A 22,467-nucleotide genomic window follows, 5' to 3' on the forward strand; every position below is an offset into this window, starting at 1 on the left:
TCGGCAGTTGCCTCAAGGAGGAGATGCCTAAAGCTCTTGCTGCCTGTGGAGCGAGGGAATCCTCGCTTCTAGATGCGAGGGCTTGACATTGAGAAGGCGTTGGCGGAGGGTCTTCCCGTAAGACCTTCCGATATTTCCTGGCTAGGTAAGTGGTTGGGCAAATTTATAATGCCCAAAACAGCCTCAATCAATATTTCAAATGAGACGGGTTTGGAAAGATGTACCTGGAAACCGGCATTGAGGGCTCTTGTCCGGTCCTGAGGCCGACTCAAAGCAGTGAGAGCCAACGACGGCGTATATTTGCCTTTATCGGCGGGGAGATTCCGCACTGCCTGAATGAACTGATAGCCGTCCATCTGAGGCATACTGATATCGCTTACGATGAGATCGAGCTTTTGCCTCTGCACCTGCTCCAATCCTTCAGCAGCAGTAAGAGACGTAATTACTTCGGCACCATGTAATCCAAGTACCAACCCAGTGAGAGCTAGTGCGTCTTCCTCATCATCTACGACCAATACCTTGAGTCCCGAGAGGGACAAGTTTTGGTTATCCATTGCAATGGAAGCCGAGTCATTTTAGCCATAATTTTAATACTTTTCCTCACTCTGATTCTGTTCGCTTCTTCACATAAAACAGCTTAAAGCATTTCAAATTGGAAAAAGGATGAAGATTTAAGGGCTGAGTAAATAAACAAAAAATCCGCCGAAGCGGATATGTTCACCTGCAGCGCATTTGTCCGCTCATTCCAGTTCTACTATATGTAGGATTACCCACCCCAATCCAATCTCTAGTTAGCTTCATCCCTTCCCTTGGGTACTCTTCCATAGCCAAAGCTCGTACCAATCGGTCCTGATCTGCGGGGATCATAGCGGCTACACATATTCGATAGCATTACCCGTAACTTCGCCGGATCGAGAGTGGCGCGAACTTCCTCAGCGCCCCGGTCTTCATGTACCGAACATTCCACGTAATCAGGCTTGAGGGTTCCGTCTGGGGAAAACCGGAGGCCGAGGCTGCTCAGGCTCTAACCCATCGATAAGGCGGGGGAATTGCTATCAACAGAGGGAGAAGAAGGATTAATGAGGATATTTTTAAGAGCCTGGGAACTAGCTCATGAGAGACAGCCGAGATGCTCCTCGTCCAAAAACTGAAACTGACGGAGGATGGGCTCATTTTCGCTCTTTCTCCTGCTTGGAATAGGTAGTGTTCACGCATTGGTTCGACTATCTCTATCTCATCCTTCTTCCTTAATGGAAGTTTGCTACTTTCTTACAACAAAATCTGTAATCCAAAATTTTTGGGCACAAGCAATCACCAGAATTCTCTTGCAACGAGAGGAGGTGGCAGGGTGGGGTCGCTCTTTTTACCTTTATTTAGAGCTAGGAATGAGTTCAAAACAATTTTACTCTACTGTCCCGCGCCGGCCAAGGTAGCAATATGGTAGCAATGAAGAAAAATAATCAAGGGGTTTATATACAAGCCCTTGGATTTTTGGTGGGTCGTGAGCGATTCGAACGCTCGACCTACGGATTAAGAGTCCGCTGCTCTACCAGCTGAGCTAACGACCCGGATTGAATGAACCGGAATTATTCAATTGCAGGTTCAAGTATGACAGAGGCAAAACCGGATGCCGCTCGCCCTTGCCTGAACCCGAAGCCTGAATCTGAGGGTGCTAATCCTACCACATCCGGAAAGAAATTCGAATGGGACAATTACTTGATCGGGCTATTACGTGATCAAAAATTGTGACCGGATGAGCAGGAGATCGCGCTTCCCCTGCCGATTGGGAAATATTCAGCTGCTCAACGTAAGCGGTTATCCAGCAAATCGATTCGACTTAATACACTCCTCCAGCATCGTCCGCATGCGCTGCCAGTGCGAACCCTCCCAGAAAACCCGCTGACAGATATCACACGTGCTGAAATGGTCGAAGCGCTCGCGTACGGAGGGCGGCAGGTGCTCAAGCACTGCAGCCTTCTCGACAGGCCGTAGAGGTGCGTTGCAGTTCAGGCATAAAGTAAAAGGCTTGATGCTGTGTGCGAGGTCCAGCCGATCGAAAATCTCGCAAAGTTGGTCAGGCGGCTTCAAGGTCCGCACATAACATCCATGCGTAATTGAGCGCCGCTTGAGCAGTTCCCGGTCGCGGGTGAGCACGATGCGCTTTTCCTGGGCAGCGAGTAATTCGATCTGTCGGTCGTGATAATTATTGTCGTACAGCGTGTCGAAACCCGTCATGCGCAACAGATGCGCCAAGCCCCCCAGATGAGCATCTGCAATGAAGCGTGTTATCCGTAGGGGATGCTCACGCACCCGCAACAAGGGTGTGACATCGACCATTTCGAATTTGGGAAAGACCGCGACCCGATCGCCATGCTCCAGTATCCGGTCGAACCCCACCGATTCTCCATTTACCAGCACCAGTTCCACTTCGGTGTGAGGTACGCCCAGTGCTTCGATCATATGCTTGGTGGTCGCTGCACGAGCGCAGGGACAGGAAAATTCCCGCTTGCGCCGCTCGGGAGCGAGAAAGTCATTCAGTTCCTCATAAAAACGGAATGTAGCGGTAACCATGAATCAGTATTGCACTTTTCAGGCTTAAGTGCATGATTACCCCTTTCCTGGAGTATCAACGGCAGTTTGCGCGAGAGTGTTCTCTTTTTCTGGAGTAACATCGTCATACTGCGCGCACGTCTGCTGTTCGTCGCCCATCAGGCGATTCCATTTAGCGGGGAAACATGCAATTCACAATACGGGAAGGTCGCCTGACGGATGCCGAGGCGGCCGGGATGATCTGCTACGAAGCATTCAGGACCATTTCTCAGCAGCATGGTTTTGAACCTGATTTTCCCTCGTTCGAAGTGGCGCGTGATCTCCTGCTGGCGTTGCTTTCGAGACCCGATGTATATTCAGCCGTGGCTGAAAGCGAAGGAAGAATCATCGGCAGCAATTTCTTGTGGCAGGATTCCGTCATTGCCGGCATTGGTCCACTGACGGTAACACCGGAAGCCCGCGGCAGGGTGGGCCGAGGCCTGATGGAGGATGCGCTGGAGCATGCCCGGAATAAACATTTCGCGGGCGTGCGGCTGGTGCAAGCCGCATACAATAACCGCTCCTTCTCCCTCTACACCAAGCTCGGGTTTGAGGTGCGGGAACCATTGGCAACTCTGCAGGGAGCACCCCTGCAAATTGATATCTCCGGCTACAATGTCCGTCCTGCGGGGGCGGAGGATGCAAACGCATGCGACTCCTTGTGCCGGAAGATACACGGCCACGATAGAGGGCAGGAATTGCGCCATGCGATTGCGCAGCAGACCGCAATGGTGGTGGAACACGGGGGCGGCGTCACCGGTTACGCGACGTTAATTGGCTTCATGGGGCATGCAGTAGGAGAAAGCAATGAAGAGCTCAAAGCCCTGATCGGCGCCGCAGACGCGTTTGCGGGCCCAGGCTTTCTTCTGCCCACGCGTAATAGCGAGTTGTTCCGCTGGTGCCTGCAGCAGGGGCTTCGGGTAGTTCAACCGATGAATCTGATGAGCCTTGGCCTCTACAACCGACCCTCGGGGGTCTTCCTGCCCTCCATTCTTTTTTAAGGGGAAGGGATTCCAGGAGCTTGCCGCAATCATATCGGTACGACAGTTGGCACGGGCGATACAGACGGATAAGTCAAACAGGAGGCCAGATGTCTCAACATGAAACATTCCTGCGGGAAGCAGTGCGTCTCGCCAAAAACAACCGTGAACGGGGTAACCGGCCCTTTGCCGCAGTCCTCGTTGTCGAGGGGCAGGCCGTTTCCACCGGCGTCAACGACGTCGTGCAGAGCAATGATCCCACCACGCATGCAGAAATGGAGGCAGTGCGCGCTGCCAGCCGGAACCTCCGTCGTCCTGATCTGAGAGGCAGCATCGTTTATGCGAGCGGCCACCCCTGCCCCATGTGCTTGGCGGCCATGGTGATAGCAGGAGTGGATGCCATCTATTACGCTTTCGACAACGATGATGCGGAACCCTATGGTTTTTCGAGCAAGGCAACCTATCAGAAGCTGCGCCTGTCACTGGAGCCTCCACCCCTGCCGCTCATTCGACTCGATCTCGGCCTGTCTCCCGCAGAACTGTACGGCGCCTAGCTTTGCAACCTGAAAAGAGGAGCAGGAAAAGAATAAGAAGCAAAGAGATAAGAATAAGGAGGTAAGACGTGGCCGTGCGTTCCGCGGCTTTTTTGGCGGGTTGGCAAGAGTGTCGAAAAGTATTGCAAATTCTAGCTCAACAAACGCTCTTTAAGTACCCGCCCTGAGCAATCAGAGAGTTATAATGACGATACATATATTGCCTGTCAAAGAAAAAGACACAGACTTTATGAATAAGCAACCATTGCAAGACATGCTGCTCCTTCCCCGAATATCAGACATACCTGAGCCTCAGGATCATGCGGAAGCTACAAGCAATAGCGAAAGTCCCGTTGAAAGCTCTATTGACAACCCCGTTGACGCCCCGATCGTGGGAGAAGCAATAGACGACAGAATAATACACCCTATGCACCTTACTCGATTTCTGGTCACAAATTTTCGCTCGGTGGAGAACAGTGGCTGGGTTGAGGTTGATAGCGTTACTGCGCTCATCGGCGTGAACGAATCCGGCAAGACAAACCTGCTGGTTCCGCTCTGGAAGCTGAACCCGGCAGTCGGGGGAGAGCTCGTGCCGGCTTCCGACTACCCGAAAAAACAATTCGGCGCCGTGCGGCAGGCGCCGGAAAGCTTCCACTTCATAACGGCGGAATTTGAGGCAGGAGAGCTTGGAGAAGAGCTTTGCGGCAAGCTGGAGATCTCCAGCGAAGAGGCCTCTCTCATCGCTGTAAAACGCTACTTCAATGGAGAGTATTCGATCTCCTTCCCCCGACGGGAAGAGCTTGGCGAGATCAGGAGATCATCGGGGGAAGGCGCAGAGGATGTTGTGGATACGGTAATCCACTCCCTTCCGAGATTTGTCTATTACTCTGAATTCGGAAATCTGGATTCTGAAATCTATCTTCCCCATGTAGTACAAAATCTTCAACGCACTGACCTTGGGCCCAGAGAAGCAGCCAAGTCGCGTACATTGCGCGTTCTTTTTAAATTCGTAGGCCTCGAGCCGGGAGAAATTCTTGAACTCGGGCGGGACTTCCCAAGGCGCAAGGGTCGTCGTCGTGAACCCACAGTAGAAGAGATCCGGGAAATCGCGATGAAGAAAAGGGAGCGTTCCATCTTGCTGCAATCGGCAGGCGGGCTTCTGACGGATAAGTTCAGAAACTGGTGGAAGCAGGGAGATTACAAATTCCGCTTCGAAGCGGATGGAAGCCATTTCCGCATATGGGTTTCCGATGACCGCCGTCCGGAGGAAGTTGAACTCGAAAGCAGAAGCACGGGGCTTCAGTGGTTTCTGAGTTTTTATCTGGTCTTCCTCGTGGAAAGCGGGGGTGAGCACCAGAACGCCGTCTTGTTGCTGGACGAGCCCGGATTGTCGCTGCACCCCCTGGCGCAGCGCAATCTTTTTGCCTTCTTTGACAGTCTGGCAAAAGTCAACAAAATCCTCTACACGACCCATTCACCATTCCTGCTGGATGCAGAACACCTGGGACGCGCGCGCAAGGTGTATGTTTCCCAGAGCGGAACGACGCAAGTGACGTCCGACCTTCGTAGCGTGGAAAAGGATGTCCGGCAGGCGGGAGCGGCCTATGTGGTTCACTCGGCATTGAACCTGAATATTGCCGAGAGCATGGTAACGGGCTGTCAACCGGTCGTCGTGCAGCGCATCTCGGATCAATATTATCTCTCGACCATCAAGACACTGCTTATTGGCGCAAACAAAATAGCCCCGAAGCGCGAACTGCTCTTTCCTCCGGCCGGCGCCAGCAAAACGGTAGGCGTTATCGCAAGCATCATCAGTGGGCGCGACGAGACGCTGCCCAAGGTAGTCCTGCGGGATGATGAAGCAGGAAAACAAATCAATGCAGAATTGAAGTCGGATTTGTACAGCGACGCGCAAGAGCGCATCTTTTCGACGGATAATTATGTTCTCTTCAACAATTCCACGACAGAAGATCTGATACCCGCACCGTTTTTTGCACAAGTGATAGACCGCTGGGAGAGGAATACGGACACGGCCTTTGCGGATGTCCTGGTCAACGGCAAGCCGGTGGTGGAGCAGGTGCAGGCCTGGGCCGAATCGCAGGACCTGGTGCTACGGGATGAATGGAGAGTTGAAGTTGCAAAGCGCGTCAAGGAACAGGCGCTGAAAAAGGGCATCGGCGCGTTTGATGCTGGCACCATTGCCCGCTGGGCAAAGCTCTTCCAGGAGTTGATCCGGAACTGATCGCCTCGAATGAATCGCTGCCAATGCTGTTGGTCCCATCGCAAGACGATTTGCAACACAAGATAGAAATCCCTGATTACTCGCGAAGCAGCTGGTCGATGACATTACGTGTGATGGCATCGATCAGCGGATTTTCGAGCACCTGAGCCCAGTCGGTAGTTCCCGCAGTGAACACCGCGCCGTTGCGCGAAAAAATTCCCATTGTTGCCGCATGAATACCTTCTCGGGCGGGATAAGCCTCTCGAGGCGGAAGTTCCTGCCAATTGCCATCCAGCACGCTTGCTGCCAGAACACGAAACCCGTCTGGAGTACCGGTATTTCCGGCGTTCGAGGAAAGGACTGCAAGTCCCGTAGCTTTGTCGAAGTCATCCAGCGGAGCGCCGTCGCACTCGTATCCGACGAGCGGTGGCGAGGTTTTGTCACCAAATGCGTCGCCGCGGCTCAACCCAGTGCCGGCAAACACCCAGTGCTCCGGGTCCTGCACGATATACCCTCCCGTGTTCCGCGGTCCATCCCACCAGCCGCCCCCGTTCCGATAACTCACGCCCGTCAATGAATCCTCGGGACGAGCCGCACCTGTGAATGGCCACCAGTGATCAAGCGCTCCACGAGGCCCCCCTTGATGGCATAGCATCGCTGCTCCGCCATCGATGATATGAATGCGCCACCAGCAGAGGTTCGCGCCGAAGAAGGCAACGTTGCCTCCTTTTGACACAAAATCTTCCGTCCGGTCGCGTATCGTCTCGCTCCAGTATTCGTCGTGCCCCACGCTCAGCATAAGCCGGTAGCGATCACACAGGTCCGGATCGGAGTGGATATCGAGATCGGTGCAGAATTCCGGCTCGTATCCGTTGCGCAGCAGCCAGCGAATGAAGCGCGCATCCCAGTGGGCGAAAGTCTGGCGTGGCGAACTCAAATCGTAGTAGTCGAGCGCGCCCCAGGTCTCACCGCCGATACCGCCACCGGGACGAAGCAGCGAGAGCCTGGCGCCTGGTGGCTCCTGTGAACGTGGAGGATTGACATAGAAGCAGCTACCGCCGGTGCAGTTATAGGCATGGTAAGTGGCAAGCGGAATCTTGTAGAGCAGCTTGCTGTGTCCACTGCCGCGGACGACGAACAGGACGGCGGCGCTTTCCATTGCCAGGGACACGGCATTGCCGCCCGGTTCCTCCAGGTGAGCAATATAGACCCCGGACAGCCAGTGGTGCGGAACAGGAAACGCGTATGATGGCCATTGCCAGTCTTCCGCCGCGCTTCGTGGGAGCGCATATTCCCCTGCCAGCCAATCCGTTTCGGACACCCGCAGCAGGCCCTCTCCCCAACGATAGAAAATCACGCGAAAGCGCGGCGCGTCGGTGGCAATGTGCAGCACTAACGAATCTCCCGGAGCGACGCCTGCCGAAGCGGGATAGCCTCGAATCACGTTATTTCTCCTGCTGTTTTCTCCTGCTATCCGACAGGAGTGACCGGCTCGGGTTCGATACGCTTGCGCACGAGATAGGGCGGCATGGCGAGTGCGTGCATGGGCGTGCGGCGAAATGACTCAAGCGCCTGGGCAGGCGTTTCAACGATAGGCTCTTCCTTTCGATTGAAGGATGTATTGAGTACTACGGGAACACCCGTACGGGCTTCGAATGCCTTCAGCAGCGCGCGCAGGAAGGGATCATCCTGCTCGCCAACGGTTTGCAACCGGGCCGTACAGTCGACATGCGTAACAGCGGGGATGATATCGGCGGCCTTGGGCCAAACCGGCGCGGCGAACTGCATGAAGGGGGATGGACGGCGGATATCGAAGAATTCATCCGCCCGCTCGAGCAGCACTACCGGCGCCAGCGGACGAAACCATTCCCGCTCCTTGACCCTGGCGTTGATCCAGTCACGCACGTAGCCATGGCGCGGATCTCCAAGAATACTGCGGTGACCGAGTGCGCGCGGACCGAATTCGCTACGCCCGCGATAGAGCGCGACCACCTTGCTGTCAGACAGCAGGTCCGCTATATGACCGCACAAGTCGGCAGATTGTTCTATATGCTCCACGACAAAGTCATCCGCCCCGTTTAACACGGACTCGATGTCTGACAGACGCGGCTCGGGCCCGAGATAGTCGTTCTCCCACCTATAGTCGCAACGCATTCCCCCCACTTCGGTAAGGCCGTACACGGCGCAACCAAGCGAAGTGCCTGCATCGCTCGGGGCCGGAGGAATGAAGACGCGCTGGAAAGGGGTTTCACGCAAGAGGCGATCATTGGTGGAGCAGTTAAGACCGGTGCCTCCGGCAAAGCATAAGTTCTCGGCGCCCGTTTGCGCGTGCAGCCAGCGGGCAACTTCGAGCACTGCCTCCTCGAATGCGCGCTGCCCGGCAGCAGACAGATTGGCGCTATCGGCAAAACGGGAAGCATCGCCGGCAGCATAGCGAAAACGGCTGCGATCGCGCAGTATTTCCATCCAGCAGCCGGGAATCGTCACCTGCGGACCATCCACCTTCAGGGGCGGCAGGCCAAGCGCATGCGGGTCCCCGTGCGGAGCGAGTCCCATCACTTTGCCTTCGTTGCCCTCGCCTGGAAAAACCGCCTGTGTCAGCAGGAAGTAAAACATTCCGAGCCCAACTAGGCATCGCTCGTTGCGGTCCCATAATTGCTTGCCAATGCATTCGATCCGCCCTCTATCTGCCTGATAGAACGAGGAGACTTCCCGCCAATCCGGAGGTACACTGTCCGATCCGCTCCATTTCTCGGTGAATTCGGAAACCGGGCTGCCCTGACCATCTATGATCATCACCGCGGCCTCTTCAAATGGCGACGGATGGAATACGCTGTAGACATGCGCGAGATGGTGCGAGATGCGCTTGCGCCGGTAGCCGGGGGCAAATTTCAACGTTTCGGCCATCTCCTGCTCATAGGCAGGAAAATTTTTTATCTCGCTGTCGGATGAATAGCATTCGACGAGAACATCGATCGGCTTGCCGAGATCGGGAAGATGCGGCACGTACGCATTGCGGAAATCGTCGAGCCTGCCCCAGTGGTGCTTCCGCCTTGTGAGCCGTTCCTTTTGTATTGCGTATACGACCTGTGATCCATGCATCAGACAGATGCTTGCATCTTGCGTGCGGTTAACCCCAAGCACTACCGGTCCATCTCCCATTAGCTTCTCCTTTGTTGTTAAGCGGATCACTCACCTTGGAATGAAAACATCTGGCTGGTTTTTTCCAGATGCTCCAGCCCGTGGAGCAGGTATTTTGCGATACTTGGGGGATTCACCTGATAGGCCAACGGGTGAGTCCGTTCAGGAATCGCTGTTGGCGTAGCTACCTTGCAGCTACCCTCGTCTCTGAATTGAGGGAATTTCCTGGGCAGCCTTATTATGACTATAGTAGGGATTGGGTATTTGTAAAGGTTACTTGCGGGAAGGGAGTGAGCTGGCGGAAGGTTTCATAAAGGAAGGAGAAGCGGTAAAGGAGAAACGCTAAAAGAGAAGCGCCGAAGGAGAAGAAAATTGGCCAGCTACCTGCTCGCTGATTTCCGGGCGCATTTCTTTCCCGGCTCTATGGCAAATAGAGCCGACATCGATGACAGGTAGGGGCGTATCACAAGAAGGCAAACATAAGCTTCCCGGGCAGATAGCAGCGGCGGTATCGCTAACAGAAGGAAACAGAAGGAATTCCGCTTAGTACAACACTGTTTCCTGCTCGTTGTGGTCGATATCACTGGCAAGAGAGGCGATATTACCCCGTATGCTGCAACTGATGACTTCCACGCAGCTTTTCCAGAACCCTCCGGAGAGCAGTTGCAGGGCCCGGAAATATCTGTTCGAGATTTCGGTCGGGGCGGTGTAGCGGCAGGTGATCCCCAGGCCTTCTTCATTGAGATTGATCGTCTTGTGCCACATCCAGGCAGGGAAAAACAGAACGTCGCCGGGATGGAGGTCGAACTCATAACGCGGCGCATATTCCACCAGGGGATACGCATCCCGGTCGCTCGGTTCCCCTTCCTTATCCGCGATGAACTCCGCAAACCGGCGCATGCCGTTGCCAAGTGCTGCCGGGTATAGCAACCAGGAATATTCGGATTCGATCAAGGTCCAGCGCTTGGAACCGGAAACGGCAAGATACCAGTTAGGCCCTTCCTCACAGTGGTAGTTGGCGTTCAATCCCGCTCCCAGGCCTAAGATCAGAAAGCTCAGAACCGGCTTCGAGGGCCGCCCCATGACGGGGAAATACGCATGCGAGCACGGAATGCGAAAGTATTCGTAGAAAGTCGGATTTTGATCGAGCAACAATTGCTGCGGAATGTAATTGCAGCGGCGGTCCTCTGCGATCTCGCGCAGAGAGGCATTCACCATCTTCTTGCTCCGCTTGTCCAAGGCCTGGACGATGGTATCCGGAAAACGTTCCGCAAGTTTGTCGAGCGTCCAGTCGATTGGCGCCTTACCCACGAACCCGCGCATAATGCACGGTACGCTGCGCTTCACATGCTCCCGGTAAAACCGATTGGGCTCTATCTGGCCGGGTTGATATTCCGTGAGGGGGAGAACTTGCCTGCGCGCTACCCCTCGATCCTGCAACCGTTGCAGGATTCGCGATTCGGTACGCTTGCGGGCATTCCTCAGCAGGTTGGGGTTATGAGACAGATGCTGGCACAACATGATGCTCTTGAGCGCCAGCACATTCCAATATCCCAGCGGCAGTTTCTTCACAGCACGCTTGCCCATACGCTCCACAAGAAAGGTGCGCAGAAAAAGCTGCTGCTCCGCCACCAATTGCCATAGAACATAAAAAAATGTGGCAATTCCAGCGAGAGGTATTGCTAACGTGTCTCGCGCACGTGTCAATGCAGTAGTTTTTTTTGGCTGGCCTGCAATCTCCATGGAAGCCTCCCTCTAAGGTTGATTCACCATGAGAATCAGTTCATTTAACTCCTCATCTTAGGGCTCATTTTATGGATTAAGTCTAGCCCGTATCTCGACATAATGGAAATAATGGACAAACGCGAATTAACGTGTAGCTTCCTCCTCCAATACTAAAAACAGAGAAAAAATCTTCAGCGATATGTCTCCCTGCGATGGCCTATTCTCACAACGAGAATCCGCACCGTACTGTCTTCGATATTTGCGATAACACGGTAATTACTAACTCGATACTTCCAGAATTCATTCAATTGGGAACTCTTCAGGGTTTCACCAATACTGCGCGGGTCGTCAAGCAAGGCCACGCGTTCGTACAAAAAAACCAGAATACTGCGTGCCACTGGCGGGTCGAACTGCCCCAATTCACGCTCAACTGCAGGATCTAACTCAATCCTCCACGCCATAACGCTTCATCACTTCCTCTATCCGCACTGCCTGAGTTTTACCGGAACGAATATCAGCTAGGCGTTGCTGGGCTAGATACAAATCTTCCAGATCATCCAGATGCTCACGGATTGCCTCAGTGATGTAATAACTCTTGGTTCGCCCCGTCCTGGCCGCCAAGTTTTTTAGCCTGACTTCCACATCACTGGGAAGCCGAATCGAGAGAGCCATGAAAATTCCATTGTGAGCAATATGAATTGTGATACAAGTATCACATAAGGGATGACGAGTCGCAATTTTTGCATTGGACAAATGATCTGCCTAACTCACTTGGTAGATTACCTATGACGATTCCAAAATCAGAAACTCTGTCTGCGAACTACCCGTTCAACAGCCTGCGTTCCAGAACCGACTGCATATGCCGTCGACCCTTCGCGGCCTGCTCAGATTCCGCCTGCTGTTCCATGGACTCCAAGTCTCGGTAAATCCCTACCTCCATCGTCTTTCACGTCTCATAAATCCAATTAGGCTAAGGCCTGCAAGAAAGAGCGCATAAATCTCAGGCTCAGGGATGATTCTGATGACGAGGACTTGCCAGCGTTATTGATAGCAGTGACTCGAAGTAGAACCTCCCCAGGGGGGCATATCAACCAGTGAATTAAGATCCATCATGCCCTTACCGTTGGGGCCGGTAATATCGAGCAATTAACCCGATTCCCGAACCGTCGTCCTAATGCCCTGCTGCTCGCCGGTCTTGGAGTGGTGAGCTTCATGGCAAGGCGCAGGTAGTAAAAGAACCAAGGCCGTTCACGGACTAATTAACCGCCCTGTCGAGCTGCCACTTTTAATCTTGGCAAGGGCGGCAATAGCTCGTTTCTCTTCCATGTTCCCCTTGGGCTTCCGGTAGCCTTAACATCTAGCTTTCCCTTGCAATGGTCTATTGCAAAAAAGGTCACCTTTAGAGCGTTGCCTTATGCCTTCCACCCTGGCCAGTCACTTTCAGCCAATGTCCCGCCAGCAGTTCTTTCAATGCCTTGTTGAGGGTGTCCTTCGACTTCCATCCTCGGGGCTGCATTAACGTCCAGGCTGCGCACAAGTCGCCGTTGTTATCTCCCTCTTGTATTGAGCCAGCAGATCATTCAACAGCTTGACCGCATGGGCTGATAATCGGGTGAAACTTTGGCTCCTTATCACCACGAAAGGCAGGGGCACGTAGCCCTCGCCCTCCCGCTTAGCGTGGGGCATCCCGGAATCGGTTTCTTCCCATGCCTAACCATCCGACAGGCGAGAAAGAAAGCGATACAAGCCCCCGGTTCGATTTATGATGGAAGGGATATTCTTATGAGATAAGACTTTGTCGCATTGATAACGCTAAGTGGGTAAATTATCTTTCAGCATGACTGATCTTGAATCCATCCCCAAACTAACGCTTTTTGCTCTGGCAAGTGGTCGCTCCGGCACAAGTTATCTAGCTGACTTCTTTTCGAAAAATGTGCAACAGTGCTATAGCACACATGAACCCTATCTTATTCCCGGAAATCCTGTTTTGTTCGGGAAACCGATAGACTGGAATACGCGGCGCGACGATAACGCGTTATTGCCAGTGCTGATGCGGAAATGTGGATTTATCGCTAAATGTAAAGAACCAGTGTATTTCGAATCCAATCATGCCTTCCTAAAAGCGTTTGATCGTCATGCGGGCGCACTTTTAAAAAATGTCGGTTTTGTTCACCTTGTTCGTCATCCCGCAAAGGTAGCCAAAAGCGAGCTACTGCGTGAACAACTGATACGCAAGGTAAGGATGCCGTTTGTCGATTATAAAAGCGATACAGGCGACCGTTATTTTCGCTGGGCATTAACTGGAAAGGAGGCCATCTATCAGCACTACGCCGAGCACACTCTGAGTCGGTTCCAGTTTTATCTGTTGCAGTGGATTGAAATCGAATACCGGACAATGCAACTGCTTAAACAGAATCAATGGCAGGATCGCGTATTTTTTATAGATGTTGATGCACAGTTAAAAGATGAAAGAGTGTTAAGGCGTATGCTTCAATTTTTCGATTTACGTCATAAGCCAGCTTTCGATATGAATTTGCGCAGAAATAAAACTCCATTTGTCGGCTCCACGGTGATCACCCCACAGGACGAGCGAGAAATACAGGAGGTCATGCAAAATCTACCGGCCAACTATAAAACGATGCTAAAGCGTGAGCCTTATTCGAAATGTTCCGGTTGGGAAACTTTTCGGCAGATTATTTTCCCTTGATCTGTTACAACATCAAGTTCCGGTGAGGGTATTTTTCGCCAAATTATGCCCCCTCTAGATGCTGGATTCAATAGAACTTGATGAGACGTAACGGGAGGAAAAACCAGTGAAAAAGCCCGCACGTAGCGGACTTTTAGGGCTGTTTGCGACTTGTTTGAATAGTGAATTGGTGGGAGGAGGAGCGAATTAAAATACACACATTGTTTTCAAAGGTATTATTTAAAGGTATAAGAAATATGCCCCCAATTATGCCCCTACGGAGAAGTGCTAAAAGGAAAATCTAGGTGGAAACAGCTGCGCCCTCTACCACTACCAGAGCTTAAGCCCATCACGGACTCTAGCTCTTGATAGGCTTAACCAACACAGCCCGCCATATCTCTTGCAAGACCCGAACAGTCAGCAACCTGCTAGGGCTGGCTTCCGCCTGCTGTGGGCAGGACTTGGATGGGCCATTTGACGTTGTTCTCGGTACATATCCCATTTGGTCAAGCGTTCACTCGTTGCTGCGAGTAGGCGAGGATGAGAAATTCAAAACTTTGGCCAAAATAACCTCTTTTTCGAGTTTCCCAAATGGAGGCTTTATTATATGAGTTGTTAAGCCTAATAAGATCAGGAAATAAGACAATATCTAATGACCTATTTCTAGCTTAATCGCCCCAGTCATTTTTCAAAAAAATTGTATAGATTTATGAAAGGAAAGCGAGGTGAGCGGTGTCTAGGGAGAAACAATAGAGTATTTCCCACCCCTTCTTGAATGAAGTCTAGACAACCCGCTTTGAGTTTGTCATATAGTACGTTTTTGATAATGGTGACTTGTAATAGTCTTCGTCCAGAAACCTCAAAATATTTTTCAGTTCTGCTTTATTTGTCGGCAGACTAATAAGTTCTACGCCATCCTCCACAATCGTATTTAGCGCGATATTAAATTCCGTGGCTACCGCTTTAATTTCATTGATTGGCACCGTCTCAAGTATTTGGCTTTGCTGAATTAGTGAAAATTTTCTTCTAATCCAGTTATCCGATATAGAGATTAGCTGGGCAAGGTCGTCCACTTTAATCGCGGCGAGAGAGGCAAAGTCACTAATATCGCTATCTGTCGCTTCGCGGTAATAACCGCTCAAGTCAAAAATTTGTCGTAACACATGAAAGCTAAGAAAACGGAGAGATTTGCCTTTCAGTGTTGCCGATATTTTATTGTCAATTGTTAACCCAATACCCTCGACCCGCTTATAGGTAGTACTAGAGTGAAATAAAGAGAAGCCATTAGTAGATATTATTTTTCTCTTGTCAAAATATTGAATTAGCACGGTCACCTTGTCAGCAGCATCTACATAGCCCGAGAATATGGCTTTAATGCTATTGAAAGCCTCCGGCGAAGGAGCAATTTCAGGTATCCCAGAGGATTCGTGATCGCGTCACTCAGGTTATCAATATCATCATAATTTTCGATGATTAGAATCTCCTGAGCATCCGGCTTATATTTCCCGTCAAAAATAATCTCCTGCCCCGCGCGCGCCAAAAAGAATTGCTCTTGCCCTTGCAAATAAGGCATCAGATCGGTCTGAACGTCTTCAGTAAGAGTGAATTTAACAATCCTATTTGCAGGGTCGCTTGTAAGCGCAAATAAACTACTTAGCATTACTTACCTCGATCAACATCCAGTTGGATATTTTTTTTACGTACCTAATATTTTTGGGGTCGGTAATTTCTTTCTTTGAAATTAATGTGTATACCATGCCTGTGGATGACTCTACCTTGTAAAACCTGTATTTAATTAATCTAAGAACCGGGTGCGCGGGAATGTTATTGATAAACCAAAATAATGAAAAAAAGATTAAAGCCATGAATGCGCTTTTCGTAAAGTCGAGATTTACTCCATGATTGATAATGGGCATGAAGTATCCAGCAACAAATACAAATAGCATAAAATCATTTGATTCTACTTTTTTTGCATTAAACGAGATTAATTCACTCGATTTAATGATCAACATCAGAATCCAAATCGGGATTGCTGTGCCAAGCGCTCCTGTCACTAACAAATATATAACGGCAGCCCTGAAGCCGTGAAGATCGTATTGCACATACGCGAGCGTGAATAATACTGGCGAAAAGGCAGAGAAGAAGAGGAGTGTTTTAAGATAATTGCGCACAGTATTTCTTATTATTTATTGTTGTGCTAGGTAGTAGCTTAGGCGATTGTAATGCACTTCGAACAACGACATAAAGGAACTTAATGTAAGTTATTTTGCTTTACGACACTTCTACACCGCCTCTTAATCAGATATATATCTGTTGTTTGTCGCGCCGATTGCTTTCTAATACTAACTTGATACCTGGCCTACCCGCCCTAATTCAGTTTTCTATTTTGTGGAAATGAAAAAAAGACTAGGCGCACGTCCCTAAGGCATATGCTCTAGACTTTTGACTCGCCCTTCCCTCTTGCCCTGAGCGACTCGGCCTGCGTCTTCTCTTGATGACAATCTGAGCACAGCCCTGTGTGTTCTCCGGGTCCTCTGTGCCACCCTCTGCCAACGGGATGATGTGATCTATCTCTCTCCATCTGTGAAAATGAGAGCAATTGCCCACACTTGGCGCAGCATGGATCGTTTCGGTAGAGACCTATTCTCGCTCTCTGACGTGCTCTGCCACCCATCCTGTTCTTGCTTTGTTCCGATCTATTACCCCAAGGCTTTGGCTTCAGGTGCTGATGCTTCTCACAATACCCAGGAGATGAAGTCAGTACGTTGCACCCAGGAGCGCGATATATGGACTTGGCTCTGGGTGGCATAGGCAATAAAAAAGCTCACGTATGAGGTGAGCTCGATGGGCTGTTTTAATCTTTACCGTAGCGGCTCGTATGTGTATCCACGTGACAGCATACACGTCGATATGAGTTGCTCTTGTCTCTGACGTATCATTGCGTCATGCACTACCGCATCTCTAAGGTCATACATCACAGCACTGCTCGCGCTTGCGGTTGCCTTTGCTGCTTCATACTCGCACTCGGTCAGGTCTTTGTGACGCTGAATAGGATCACCGCCTGGCTTGGCCAGAATCATTGGTTGCTGTGCGCACGCATGCAATAGAGCGCACAGGATAACTATGATACGGAACTTCATGATCTCCCTCTTTTGCGTTATTGGAGGGAATCATTGTATCAACTCTATTTACCCACCCCTGTCCAATTAAAAAACCCCCGGTTTCAGCCGGGGGTTTCTTGTTGCATCAGCTCGCCGCGAATTTCATCAACTTGATTGCGCGGAAGTCCCGCATGCCACCGCCTACGCGCTTCGTGCTGTAGAAGAGGACGTGAGGTTTTGCCGTGAACGGATCGCGCAGCATCAACGTGTTGCGGTCAACGATGGTATAGGCTCATTGGAAGTCGCCAAAGGCGATTGAGAGACTACGCGGGTTCTATGTATGAAGCTAGACTACTTTAGACAGGGTATTGGTGGGACGAGGACAATCGAATAAGCCTTGAATTCCTTATGAATAAAAGACTCTAAAAATCAGTGGGGAAATGTGCCCCCAATTATGCCCCCATTCCTAACAACCGTTTAAATTGCTACTCGACTATTACACGATTGCGTATGAGATCTTGTATTACTCGCTCACGAAAAGTTGAGGTTCGTTTGTTAGGAAAATTTAACACAGAGGTGCTATTACGGCGTTCTGAAACGATATTAATCGCCTCGTCCTGCAACTTTTCGGGGTTAGGAAGGGGTAAATAGAGTTGATTGCTTCCCCTTTGCTTGTTTTTCATTATGGGCTAACTCCGCGATTACTAATTTCTCATGGGTGGGATAATCGTCAAGTGATACTGCAATTACAGGTTTGGCAGTTTTCTTATCAAACACATTGAGTTTCCCATCTGTACTCTTGCGTGTCAACCCAGCATTAAATAGCTTTAAAATATGCTTCGGTGCTATGCCAGAATATTGCAAGAATAAAACTTTTTTATCTTGATCTCCCTCGTTCTCTGAGATTGCGTCCAAGTGAAGCTCTTTCGCCAAACTCTTCGGATATGGCTCAATGAAAATTACTCTTTTTATACCGCTTGCAACGATGTGACGAGCGCAAGAATGGCACGGAAAAGTTGTTGTGTACAAAGTAGCGTGAAGTAATCCCGCCTTATGCGTTCTCGCCACTGAGATAATCGCATCCATCTCAGCGTGAACGGCACGAGAATATTCGATTAAGGATTTTACGTCCGTTGTCTTCAATACCTTTGTGACCTTATCTACTGACACGCCCGTTGCAAGTAACGATGAATCAGAAAGTTTTGTGAATATTTGTTGATAGAGGGCATCCTTCTTTTTGTCATTGTGACAACGTTTATCCATCCATGCATGACATCGATGGTCGTTTTCCCCATCATCCTCTGAGTACAAGCCTCCCCCAAACCGAGGTACATCATTGCGGCCTGAGCCTATTAATTCACCATTAATACTTACGATCGCGGCGCCCACTTGGCGGGATAGACAGGCTGATTTTGCAGCCTCAGCGTACGCGGCATACATAGACGACTCATCAGTAGTCGGGGTATGCACCGACGCACCAAAAATTATCTCGACAAACCGAGTAATCCCTTGTTTCAAGCGATTAGTGTTTTCCTGATCATTCCTCACAAAATAATCAGCTTGGTAAAATACGCCCCGTACCTTCTGACCGTAATCTTCTTCCTCCGAGTAATCGCGCCGAATTATCGCTTCTATTTGAGCTTTATCCAGATGCTCTTGAAATTCCAGACGCTGCTCCCGAACGGTCAATGGTGCAAAAACACCGATCAACCAAAAAATGTCTCCATAGGTGGCTCGGAGAAGTTTAAGCTCCTCAGGATGCTTTAATGAATCAATTATATGAAGACGTCGAAACTGCTTCGGGACCAACTGACCATCAATGGTCTTTCCCAAGCCTTCTGTGTCCCTCTTCTCGGCGATTTTCTCCACTGCTTTAGCAGCGAGATAAGATTTTCCACAAACTCGCCGTAATTCGTCCCCAATCGCCTGCATTTGCTTGATTCTCTCGCCGGTCCCGATTCCCTTCTTAATTTCTTTTCCAACAAGCGTGGCATTGTCCGCTATGTAATCACTTAGTTTGTAATTATGAACAATATATTCGTAATCGTTCCCGAATAGCTCCGTCAGCAGCTCTGCAACCTTTGTACAGCCAGATCCCACCGGACCTACTAAAGCTATAACGAACTCCTCTGTCAAACGTTCGTTTAACTTCGGTATTTTTACCTCAGTTTGATCGTCTCGATTAATCTGTATCGCCGACAGGGCGGATTTGATGTCCGAAATACTCATTTTTTGATATACGTCTAATTGAGGTACCGTGAAGTACCATGAACTAAATCAGGATATAACGGCCCGAGGTCGGGCAATTGTATATGATTTAGCCATACTGACTATTGTCCTAAGGTACACCAGAGCTACAGTATGGGTATTGGTTCTACCCAAACTCCCCATAAGAATTCTCTGCCCCATCGGTCTTTAATATAGAAACCTTAGACCGATCCGCTGGGCTCACCCCCAGCTTCCCCAGCACAGCTTCTAAACGGGTCAGCGCCCTGTTGCTGGTCCAGCCTCCCTCTCTTAGCAGCGCCAGGATATTGGCCGCATGCTCCACTATCAGCCTGGCAGCGCGGCATAATACTCCGGGGTGAGTCAGTCCTACTATTTCATGCCAGCAGCCCGCCATTTGCTGAAACTTGATTTCGTAATTGAAAAATCAAGATGCGCTTTTATTTAAATAAATCAATGCTTTCTTACCTTCTATACCCTGCCATTTGAATTCAATTTGAAATATGGAATTTTTTGTCTGCGTGGGAAGGCGCGCGGTGTCCAAGCGCTTCTTCCCCAAAGATTTGCCCACCCCCCCTCCAATAAAAACCCCCGATTTCAGGCCGGGGGTTCTTATTGCATCAGCTGCGTAGCGCCAATGGAACATCATTTAGCTCGCCGCAAACTTCATCAGCTTGATGGCGCGGAAGTCCCGCATACCACCTCCCACGCGCTTCGTGCTGTAGAAGAGGACGTGGGGTTTTGCAGTGAACGGATCACGCAGCATCGATGTGTTGCGGTCAACGATGGTATAGGCTCGTTGGAAGTCGCCAAAGGCGATTGAGAGGCTATTAGCCGATACGTCTGGCATATTCTCGTCTTCGTGTACCGGGTAACCCAACAGCGTTGACGGTTGTCCGGCTTCTAATCCCTCCTTCCAAATGTAGTCATCGTTTGCGTTCTTGAACGTCCGTACCAGCTCAAGCGTATTGGTATTCATCGTCCAGGCGGCATTGATGCGGTACCGGGGTTTGAGGGAGTGGACCAGCTTTATCAGCTTGTCGGAAGGATTGCTTGCGGCGAATGCTCCGGCAGCGCCAGAGGCGACATACTGTAGAGCGCTTTCCGCCCGTACCCCGTCAGCAGTGCTGGCAGTGTCATAGGTGAGAATGCCACGTGGTTTATTGATCCCATCGCCGACAATAAACGACTGGCCTTCACCCTCGCCGAATGCTTCAGCAAGCTCGTTGATCAGCCAGTTTTCCAGGTCGAAGTTATTGTCATCGAGCAAGCGCTGTGTCACTGCGGGGCTGGCGTAGACTTCTCCCATGGCAGGCTTCAGTTCGATAAACTTGGGACCCTCTGTCTTGGGTCTGGATTGAGTTTCCCCCACCCATGAGTAAGTAGTGCCGCCTACGCTATGCAGCATCGAATATTCACCGCTTTCGATCTTCACCACTCGCGCAAGCTGCCGCATGGGCGAAAGGTCGCGCAGGGCTTTGGAGATGGTACCGTCGATCTGTATAGGAACAAGAAACCCGCCGTTCGGATCGTTATTAGTAGCCATGGCCTTGGCTTCAAGTCCACGCTCCCGGCCAGACCGAAGGTAGCCTAAGAAAGCCTGCTTGTGCTCTCTCTCTTCCGGATCTTCGCCACCATGGAACCCGGCGCCCGGTCTATTCGCCTTTTTTGCAAACTCGTTTAGAGCGCTCTCCAGGTTCTTGATGCGCTCGTTCTGCGCATTCTTGAATTCAGCAAATGCCTCGCCTTGCTTTTCGAGAATTTCCTTAATTTCGTACATATGATAAAGTCCTTATAAAATGTTTTCGCCATACTCCAATTTCTGAAGTATGGCTTTATACTACAAGGACTTATTCCCGGTTTGGGGGAGAGCAGGAATCACTGAGTGAGATTTAATTTACACCAAGTGAAGTGGTTCCTGATGGTCTTGAATGTGAGCTGCTGCCGGCCTGCTCGGGGATGATGGTAGGTAATGATTTCCCAGATGCGGTCTACCTTCTCGACAGGGCTTGCTGTCGTGCCGTGCATATCTCGCCTCACGGCCTCAAGTTCCAATTCTTCCAAAAGCTTCTCGAAAGTAACCGGACTCTCGATCCTGCCTGTAACCTTTAGAAGGTATGCCTTCAGAGGCCCAGGCCTTTTCCCTACTTTGTGATGTTTCTGGAAGGAAAGCCCCAAGCGTATCAGGGCAAGCGCCTCTTCACGCTCGGGGCTAGGTGGTAACGTTCTTTCAAGATAACCTGCCAGGTTCACTTGCCGTTATCCAGTTCTGAAACCATTTTTTTAGCCTTAGAGCGCGAGTATCCCAGGTGCTCGATAAGCTCTTTTTCGATCTTGCGCTTACGCAGCGCCTCCGCACGTCTGCTGCCTTTCAACATGGACGAGGCGAACGCTCGCCCAAACCCTGTTAATTTACCCATGTTGACCTCTCTGCTCTGCGATAGGCCAGCAAGGGGCCACCAATCACTTTATTGTCCGGCCCCACCGCGAAGAGCTCTAGCCCGTTTACATCGGCCTGCAAGACAAGACGAGCCTTACCGTTGTTCACCAGGTCATCAACAATCTCCCCGGCTTCCTTGTTCTGCCGGCCAATGGCGATAACCATCAATTCCATAATTTGCAATGATGTTTTGACGCCGTTTTCCAGGGTATCCAAGATTTCTTTGTCTATTTCTTGAGTCATTTTTTACCTTTTTTGTTACGGTTTATGAAAGCGAACCTCCGAGCGCGCTCTAGAGGGGTGAGTGCCAGAGATTTGCTTACCCCCACCCCCCTCAATTTCGCGGGTATGCACGCGACGATCCGAGCGCGCTCTAGAACCATATGGCTCAAGGAATACCTCACCCCCGTATGTTTGCTGCTCATGCTGTTTCCCTCTCCGCTTCAGAAAGGTTCAGGTTGAGTTCTTTTGCCTCGGTTGAGGGGTAAGTATTCCCTGCTGGTTTAAATCCCGTAGAAGAGGCCATAGATAGAGCATCCTGTTTCAGTGCCCTGAAACAAACCAACGCGTTATCAAAATCAGCCAGTGCAATGGTCAGCGCTTCGTCATGCTCTTCCTCGGTAAAGGCGTGGAAGTCAGCGATGAAACGAACCAAATTGATGAGCTCCAACCGCGCAACATCCACCCCCTTTTTTTGGTGAGCTTGTTGCGCGTCTTTTTTGAAGCTTGTTGCGTGGTTGTTGCATAGCTTGTTGCGCGCTAGATCGAGCAATGACACGGGTTTCGCTGGTGGTTGTTGCGTGGTTGTTGCATAGCTTGTTGCGT

23 protein-coding genes and 1 tRNA gene are annotated in these 22,467 nt (G+C 50.7%); 4 read left to right on the plus strand and 20 right to left on the minus strand.

Going from position 1 to position 22,467, the window contains the following annotated elements:
* Positions 1–68: 68 nt before the first annotated feature.
* The 3 genes from BMW46_RS13850 to BMW46_RS13860 form a co-directional block, all read right to left on the minus strand.
* Complete coding sequence (locus tag BMW46_RS13850) at positions 69–554, minus strand: response regulator (RefSeq protein WP_081355823.1); 486 nt, start codon at positions 552–554, stop codon at positions 69–71.
* A gap of 938 nt (positions 555–1,492) precedes the next feature.
* Positions 1,493–1,568 (minus strand) — tRNA-Lys (locus BMW46_RS13855).
* A 247-nt stretch (positions 1,569–1,815) separates the two neighbouring features.
* Positions 1,816–2,571 (minus strand): Mut7-C RNAse domain-containing protein, encoded by a 756-nt coding sequence (locus BMW46_RS13860; protein WP_074709248.1) that lies wholly within the window; start codon positions 2,569–2,571, stop codon positions 1,816–1,818.
* Between the two features lie 164 nt (positions 2,572–2,735).
* On the opposite strand from BMW46_RS13860, the gene BMW46_RS13865 reads away from it, so the two are divergent.
* The 3 genes from BMW46_RS13865 to BMW46_RS13875 all read left to right on the plus strand — a co-directional run bounded on the left by BMW46_RS13865 (position 2,736) and on the right by BMW46_RS13875 (position 6,344).
* Positions 2,736–3,590: a GNAT family N-acetyltransferase gene (locus BMW46_RS13865; protein ID WP_074709249.1), complete on the plus strand. Its 855-nt coding sequence runs from the start codon at positions 2,736–2,738 to the stop codon at positions 3,588–3,590.
* An 89-nt stretch (positions 3,591–3,679) separates the two neighbouring features.
* Positions 3,680–4,123: a nucleoside deaminase gene (locus tag BMW46_RS13870; protein ID WP_074709250.1), complete on the plus strand. Its 444-nt coding sequence runs from the start codon at positions 3,680–3,682 to the stop codon at positions 4,121–4,123.
* Positions 4,124–4,352: 229 nt separating this feature from the next.
* Positions 4,353–6,344 (plus strand): AAA family ATPase, encoded by a 1,992-nt coding sequence (locus BMW46_RS13875; protein WP_218141807.1) that lies wholly within the window; start codon positions 4,353–4,355, stop codon positions 6,342–6,344.
* A 76-nt stretch (positions 6,345–6,420) separates the two neighbouring features.
* Here the strand turns inward: BMW46_RS13875 and BMW46_RS13880 are convergent, their stop codons facing one another.
* The 6 genes from BMW46_RS13880 to BMW46_RS16000 form a co-directional block, all read right to left on the minus strand.
* Positions 6,421–7,767 carry a N,N-dimethylformamidase beta subunit family domain-containing protein gene (locus BMW46_RS13880; RefSeq protein WP_074709251.1) on the minus strand — a complete coding sequence of 449 codons (1,347 nt, stop codon included), beginning with the start codon at positions 7,765–7,767 and terminating at the stop codon, positions 6,421–6,423.
* Positions 7,768–7,793: 26 nt separating this feature from the next.
* The gene (locus BMW46_RS13885; protein WP_074709252.1) at positions 7,794–9,485 is read right to left on the minus strand and encodes a carbamoyltransferase family protein; all 1,692 of its coding nucleotides are present in this window, start codon (positions 9,483–9,485) and stop codon (positions 7,794–7,796) included.
* A 522-nt stretch (positions 9,486–10,007) separates the two neighbouring features.
* Positions 10,008–11,207, minus strand: a complete 1,200-nt coding sequence (locus BMW46_RS13890) for a cupin-like domain-containing protein (RefSeq protein ID WP_074709253.1) — start codon at positions 11,205–11,207, stop codon at positions 10,008–10,010.
* A 173-nt stretch (positions 11,208–11,380) separates the two neighbouring features.
* Positions 11,381–11,650: a type II toxin-antitoxin system RelE family toxin gene (locus BMW46_RS13895; RefSeq protein WP_074709254.1), complete on the minus strand. Its 270-nt coding sequence runs from the start codon at positions 11,648–11,650 to the stop codon at positions 11,381–11,383.
* Positions 11,634–11,861: a type II toxin-antitoxin system RelB family antitoxin gene (relB, locus tag BMW46_RS13900; protein WP_074709255.1), complete on the minus strand. Its 228-nt coding sequence runs from the start codon at positions 11,859–11,861 to the stop codon at positions 11,634–11,636. The genes BMW46_RS13895 and relB overlap by 17 nt, the downstream gene beginning before the upstream one ends.
* Positions 11,862–12,119: 258 nt before the next feature.
* Entirely contained in the window at positions 12,120–12,212 is a 93-nt protein-coding gene (locus BMW46_RS16000) for a PEP-CTERM sorting domain-containing protein (RefSeq protein ID WP_074709289.1), read from the minus strand.
* A 793-nt stretch (positions 12,213–13,005) separates the two neighbouring features.
* On the opposite strand from BMW46_RS16000, the gene BMW46_RS13910 reads away from it, so the two are divergent.
* Positions 13,006–13,896 carry a hypothetical protein gene (locus BMW46_RS13910; RefSeq protein WP_256377087.1) on the plus strand — a complete coding sequence of 297 codons (891 nt, stop codon included), beginning with the start codon at positions 13,006–13,008 and terminating at the stop codon, positions 13,894–13,896.
* Between the two features lie 761 nt (positions 13,897–14,657).
* Here BMW46_RS13910 and BMW46_RS13915 read toward each other — a convergent pair.
* From BMW46_RS13915 to BMW46_RS13975, 11 genes are all read right to left on the minus strand, one after another.
* Positions 14,658–15,209, minus strand: coding sequence for a Kiwa anti-phage protein KwaB-like domain-containing protein (locus BMW46_RS13915; RefSeq protein WP_218141808.1), 552 nt, complete (start codon positions 15,207–15,209; stop codon positions 14,658–14,660).
* Positions 15,210–15,223: 14 nt separating this feature from the next.
* On the minus strand, positions 15,224–15,535 hold the full coding sequence (locus tag BMW46_RS13920; protein WP_074709257.1) for a hypothetical protein: 312 nt from the start codon (positions 15,533–15,535) through the stop codon (positions 15,224–15,226).
* Between the two features lie 746 nt (positions 15,536–16,281).
* Positions 16,282–16,482, minus strand: a complete 201-nt coding sequence (locus BMW46_RS16005) for an HNH endonuclease (RefSeq protein WP_177171106.1) — start codon at positions 16,480–16,482, stop codon at positions 16,282–16,284.
* A gap of 254 nt (positions 16,483–16,736) precedes the next feature.
* Positions 16,737–17,015 (minus strand): hypothetical protein, encoded by a 279-nt coding sequence (locus BMW46_RS13930; protein WP_074709259.1) that lies wholly within the window; start codon positions 17,013–17,015, stop codon positions 16,737–16,739.
* Positions 17,016–17,121: 106 nt separating this feature from the next.
* A complete protein-coding gene (locus BMW46_RS16010) occupies positions 17,122–17,259 on the minus strand; it encodes a phage major capsid protein (protein ID WP_371113525.1) in 138 nt (45 codons plus the stop codon).
* Positions 17,260–17,609: 350 nt separating this feature from the next.
* Positions 17,610–19,205, minus strand: a complete 1,596-nt coding sequence (locus BMW46_RS13940) for an anti-phage dCTP deaminase (protein WP_074709260.1) — start codon at positions 19,203–19,205, stop codon at positions 17,610–17,612.
* A 646-nt stretch (positions 19,206–19,851) separates the two neighbouring features.
* Positions 19,852–20,982 (minus strand): phage major capsid protein, encoded by a 1,131-nt coding sequence (locus BMW46_RS13955; RefSeq protein WP_081355826.1) that lies wholly within the window; start codon positions 20,980–20,982, stop codon positions 19,852–19,854.
* Positions 20,983–21,080: 98 nt separating this feature from the next.
* Entirely contained in the window at positions 21,081–21,455 is a 375-nt protein-coding gene (locus tag BMW46_RS13960; RefSeq protein ID WP_074709263.1) for a hypothetical protein, read from the minus strand.
* Positions 21,452–21,622 carry a hypothetical protein gene (locus BMW46_RS15490; protein WP_177171107.1) on the minus strand — a complete coding sequence of 57 codons (171 nt, stop codon included), beginning with the start codon at positions 21,620–21,622 and terminating at the stop codon, positions 21,452–21,454. The genes BMW46_RS13960 and BMW46_RS15490 overlap by 4 nt, the downstream gene beginning before the upstream one ends.
* Complete coding sequence (locus tag BMW46_RS13965; RefSeq protein ID WP_074709264.1) at positions 21,610–21,885, minus strand: hypothetical protein; 276 nt, start codon at positions 21,883–21,885, stop codon at positions 21,610–21,612. The genes BMW46_RS15490 and BMW46_RS13965 overlap by 13 nt, the downstream gene beginning before the upstream one ends.
* 178 nt (positions 21,886–22,063) lie before the next feature.
* The gene (locus tag BMW46_RS13975) at positions 22,064–22,420 is read right to left on the minus strand and encodes a hypothetical protein (protein WP_143121478.1); all 357 of its coding nucleotides are present in this window, start codon (positions 22,418–22,420) and stop codon (positions 22,064–22,066) included.
* Between the last annotated feature and the right edge of the window lie 47 nt (positions 22,421–22,467).

Source organism: Nitrosospira multiformis (assembly GCF_900111585.1).
GTDB classification, from domain to species: domain Bacteria; phylum Pseudomonadota; class Gammaproteobacteria; order Burkholderiales; family Nitrosomonadaceae; genus Nitrosospira; species Nitrosospira multiformis_B.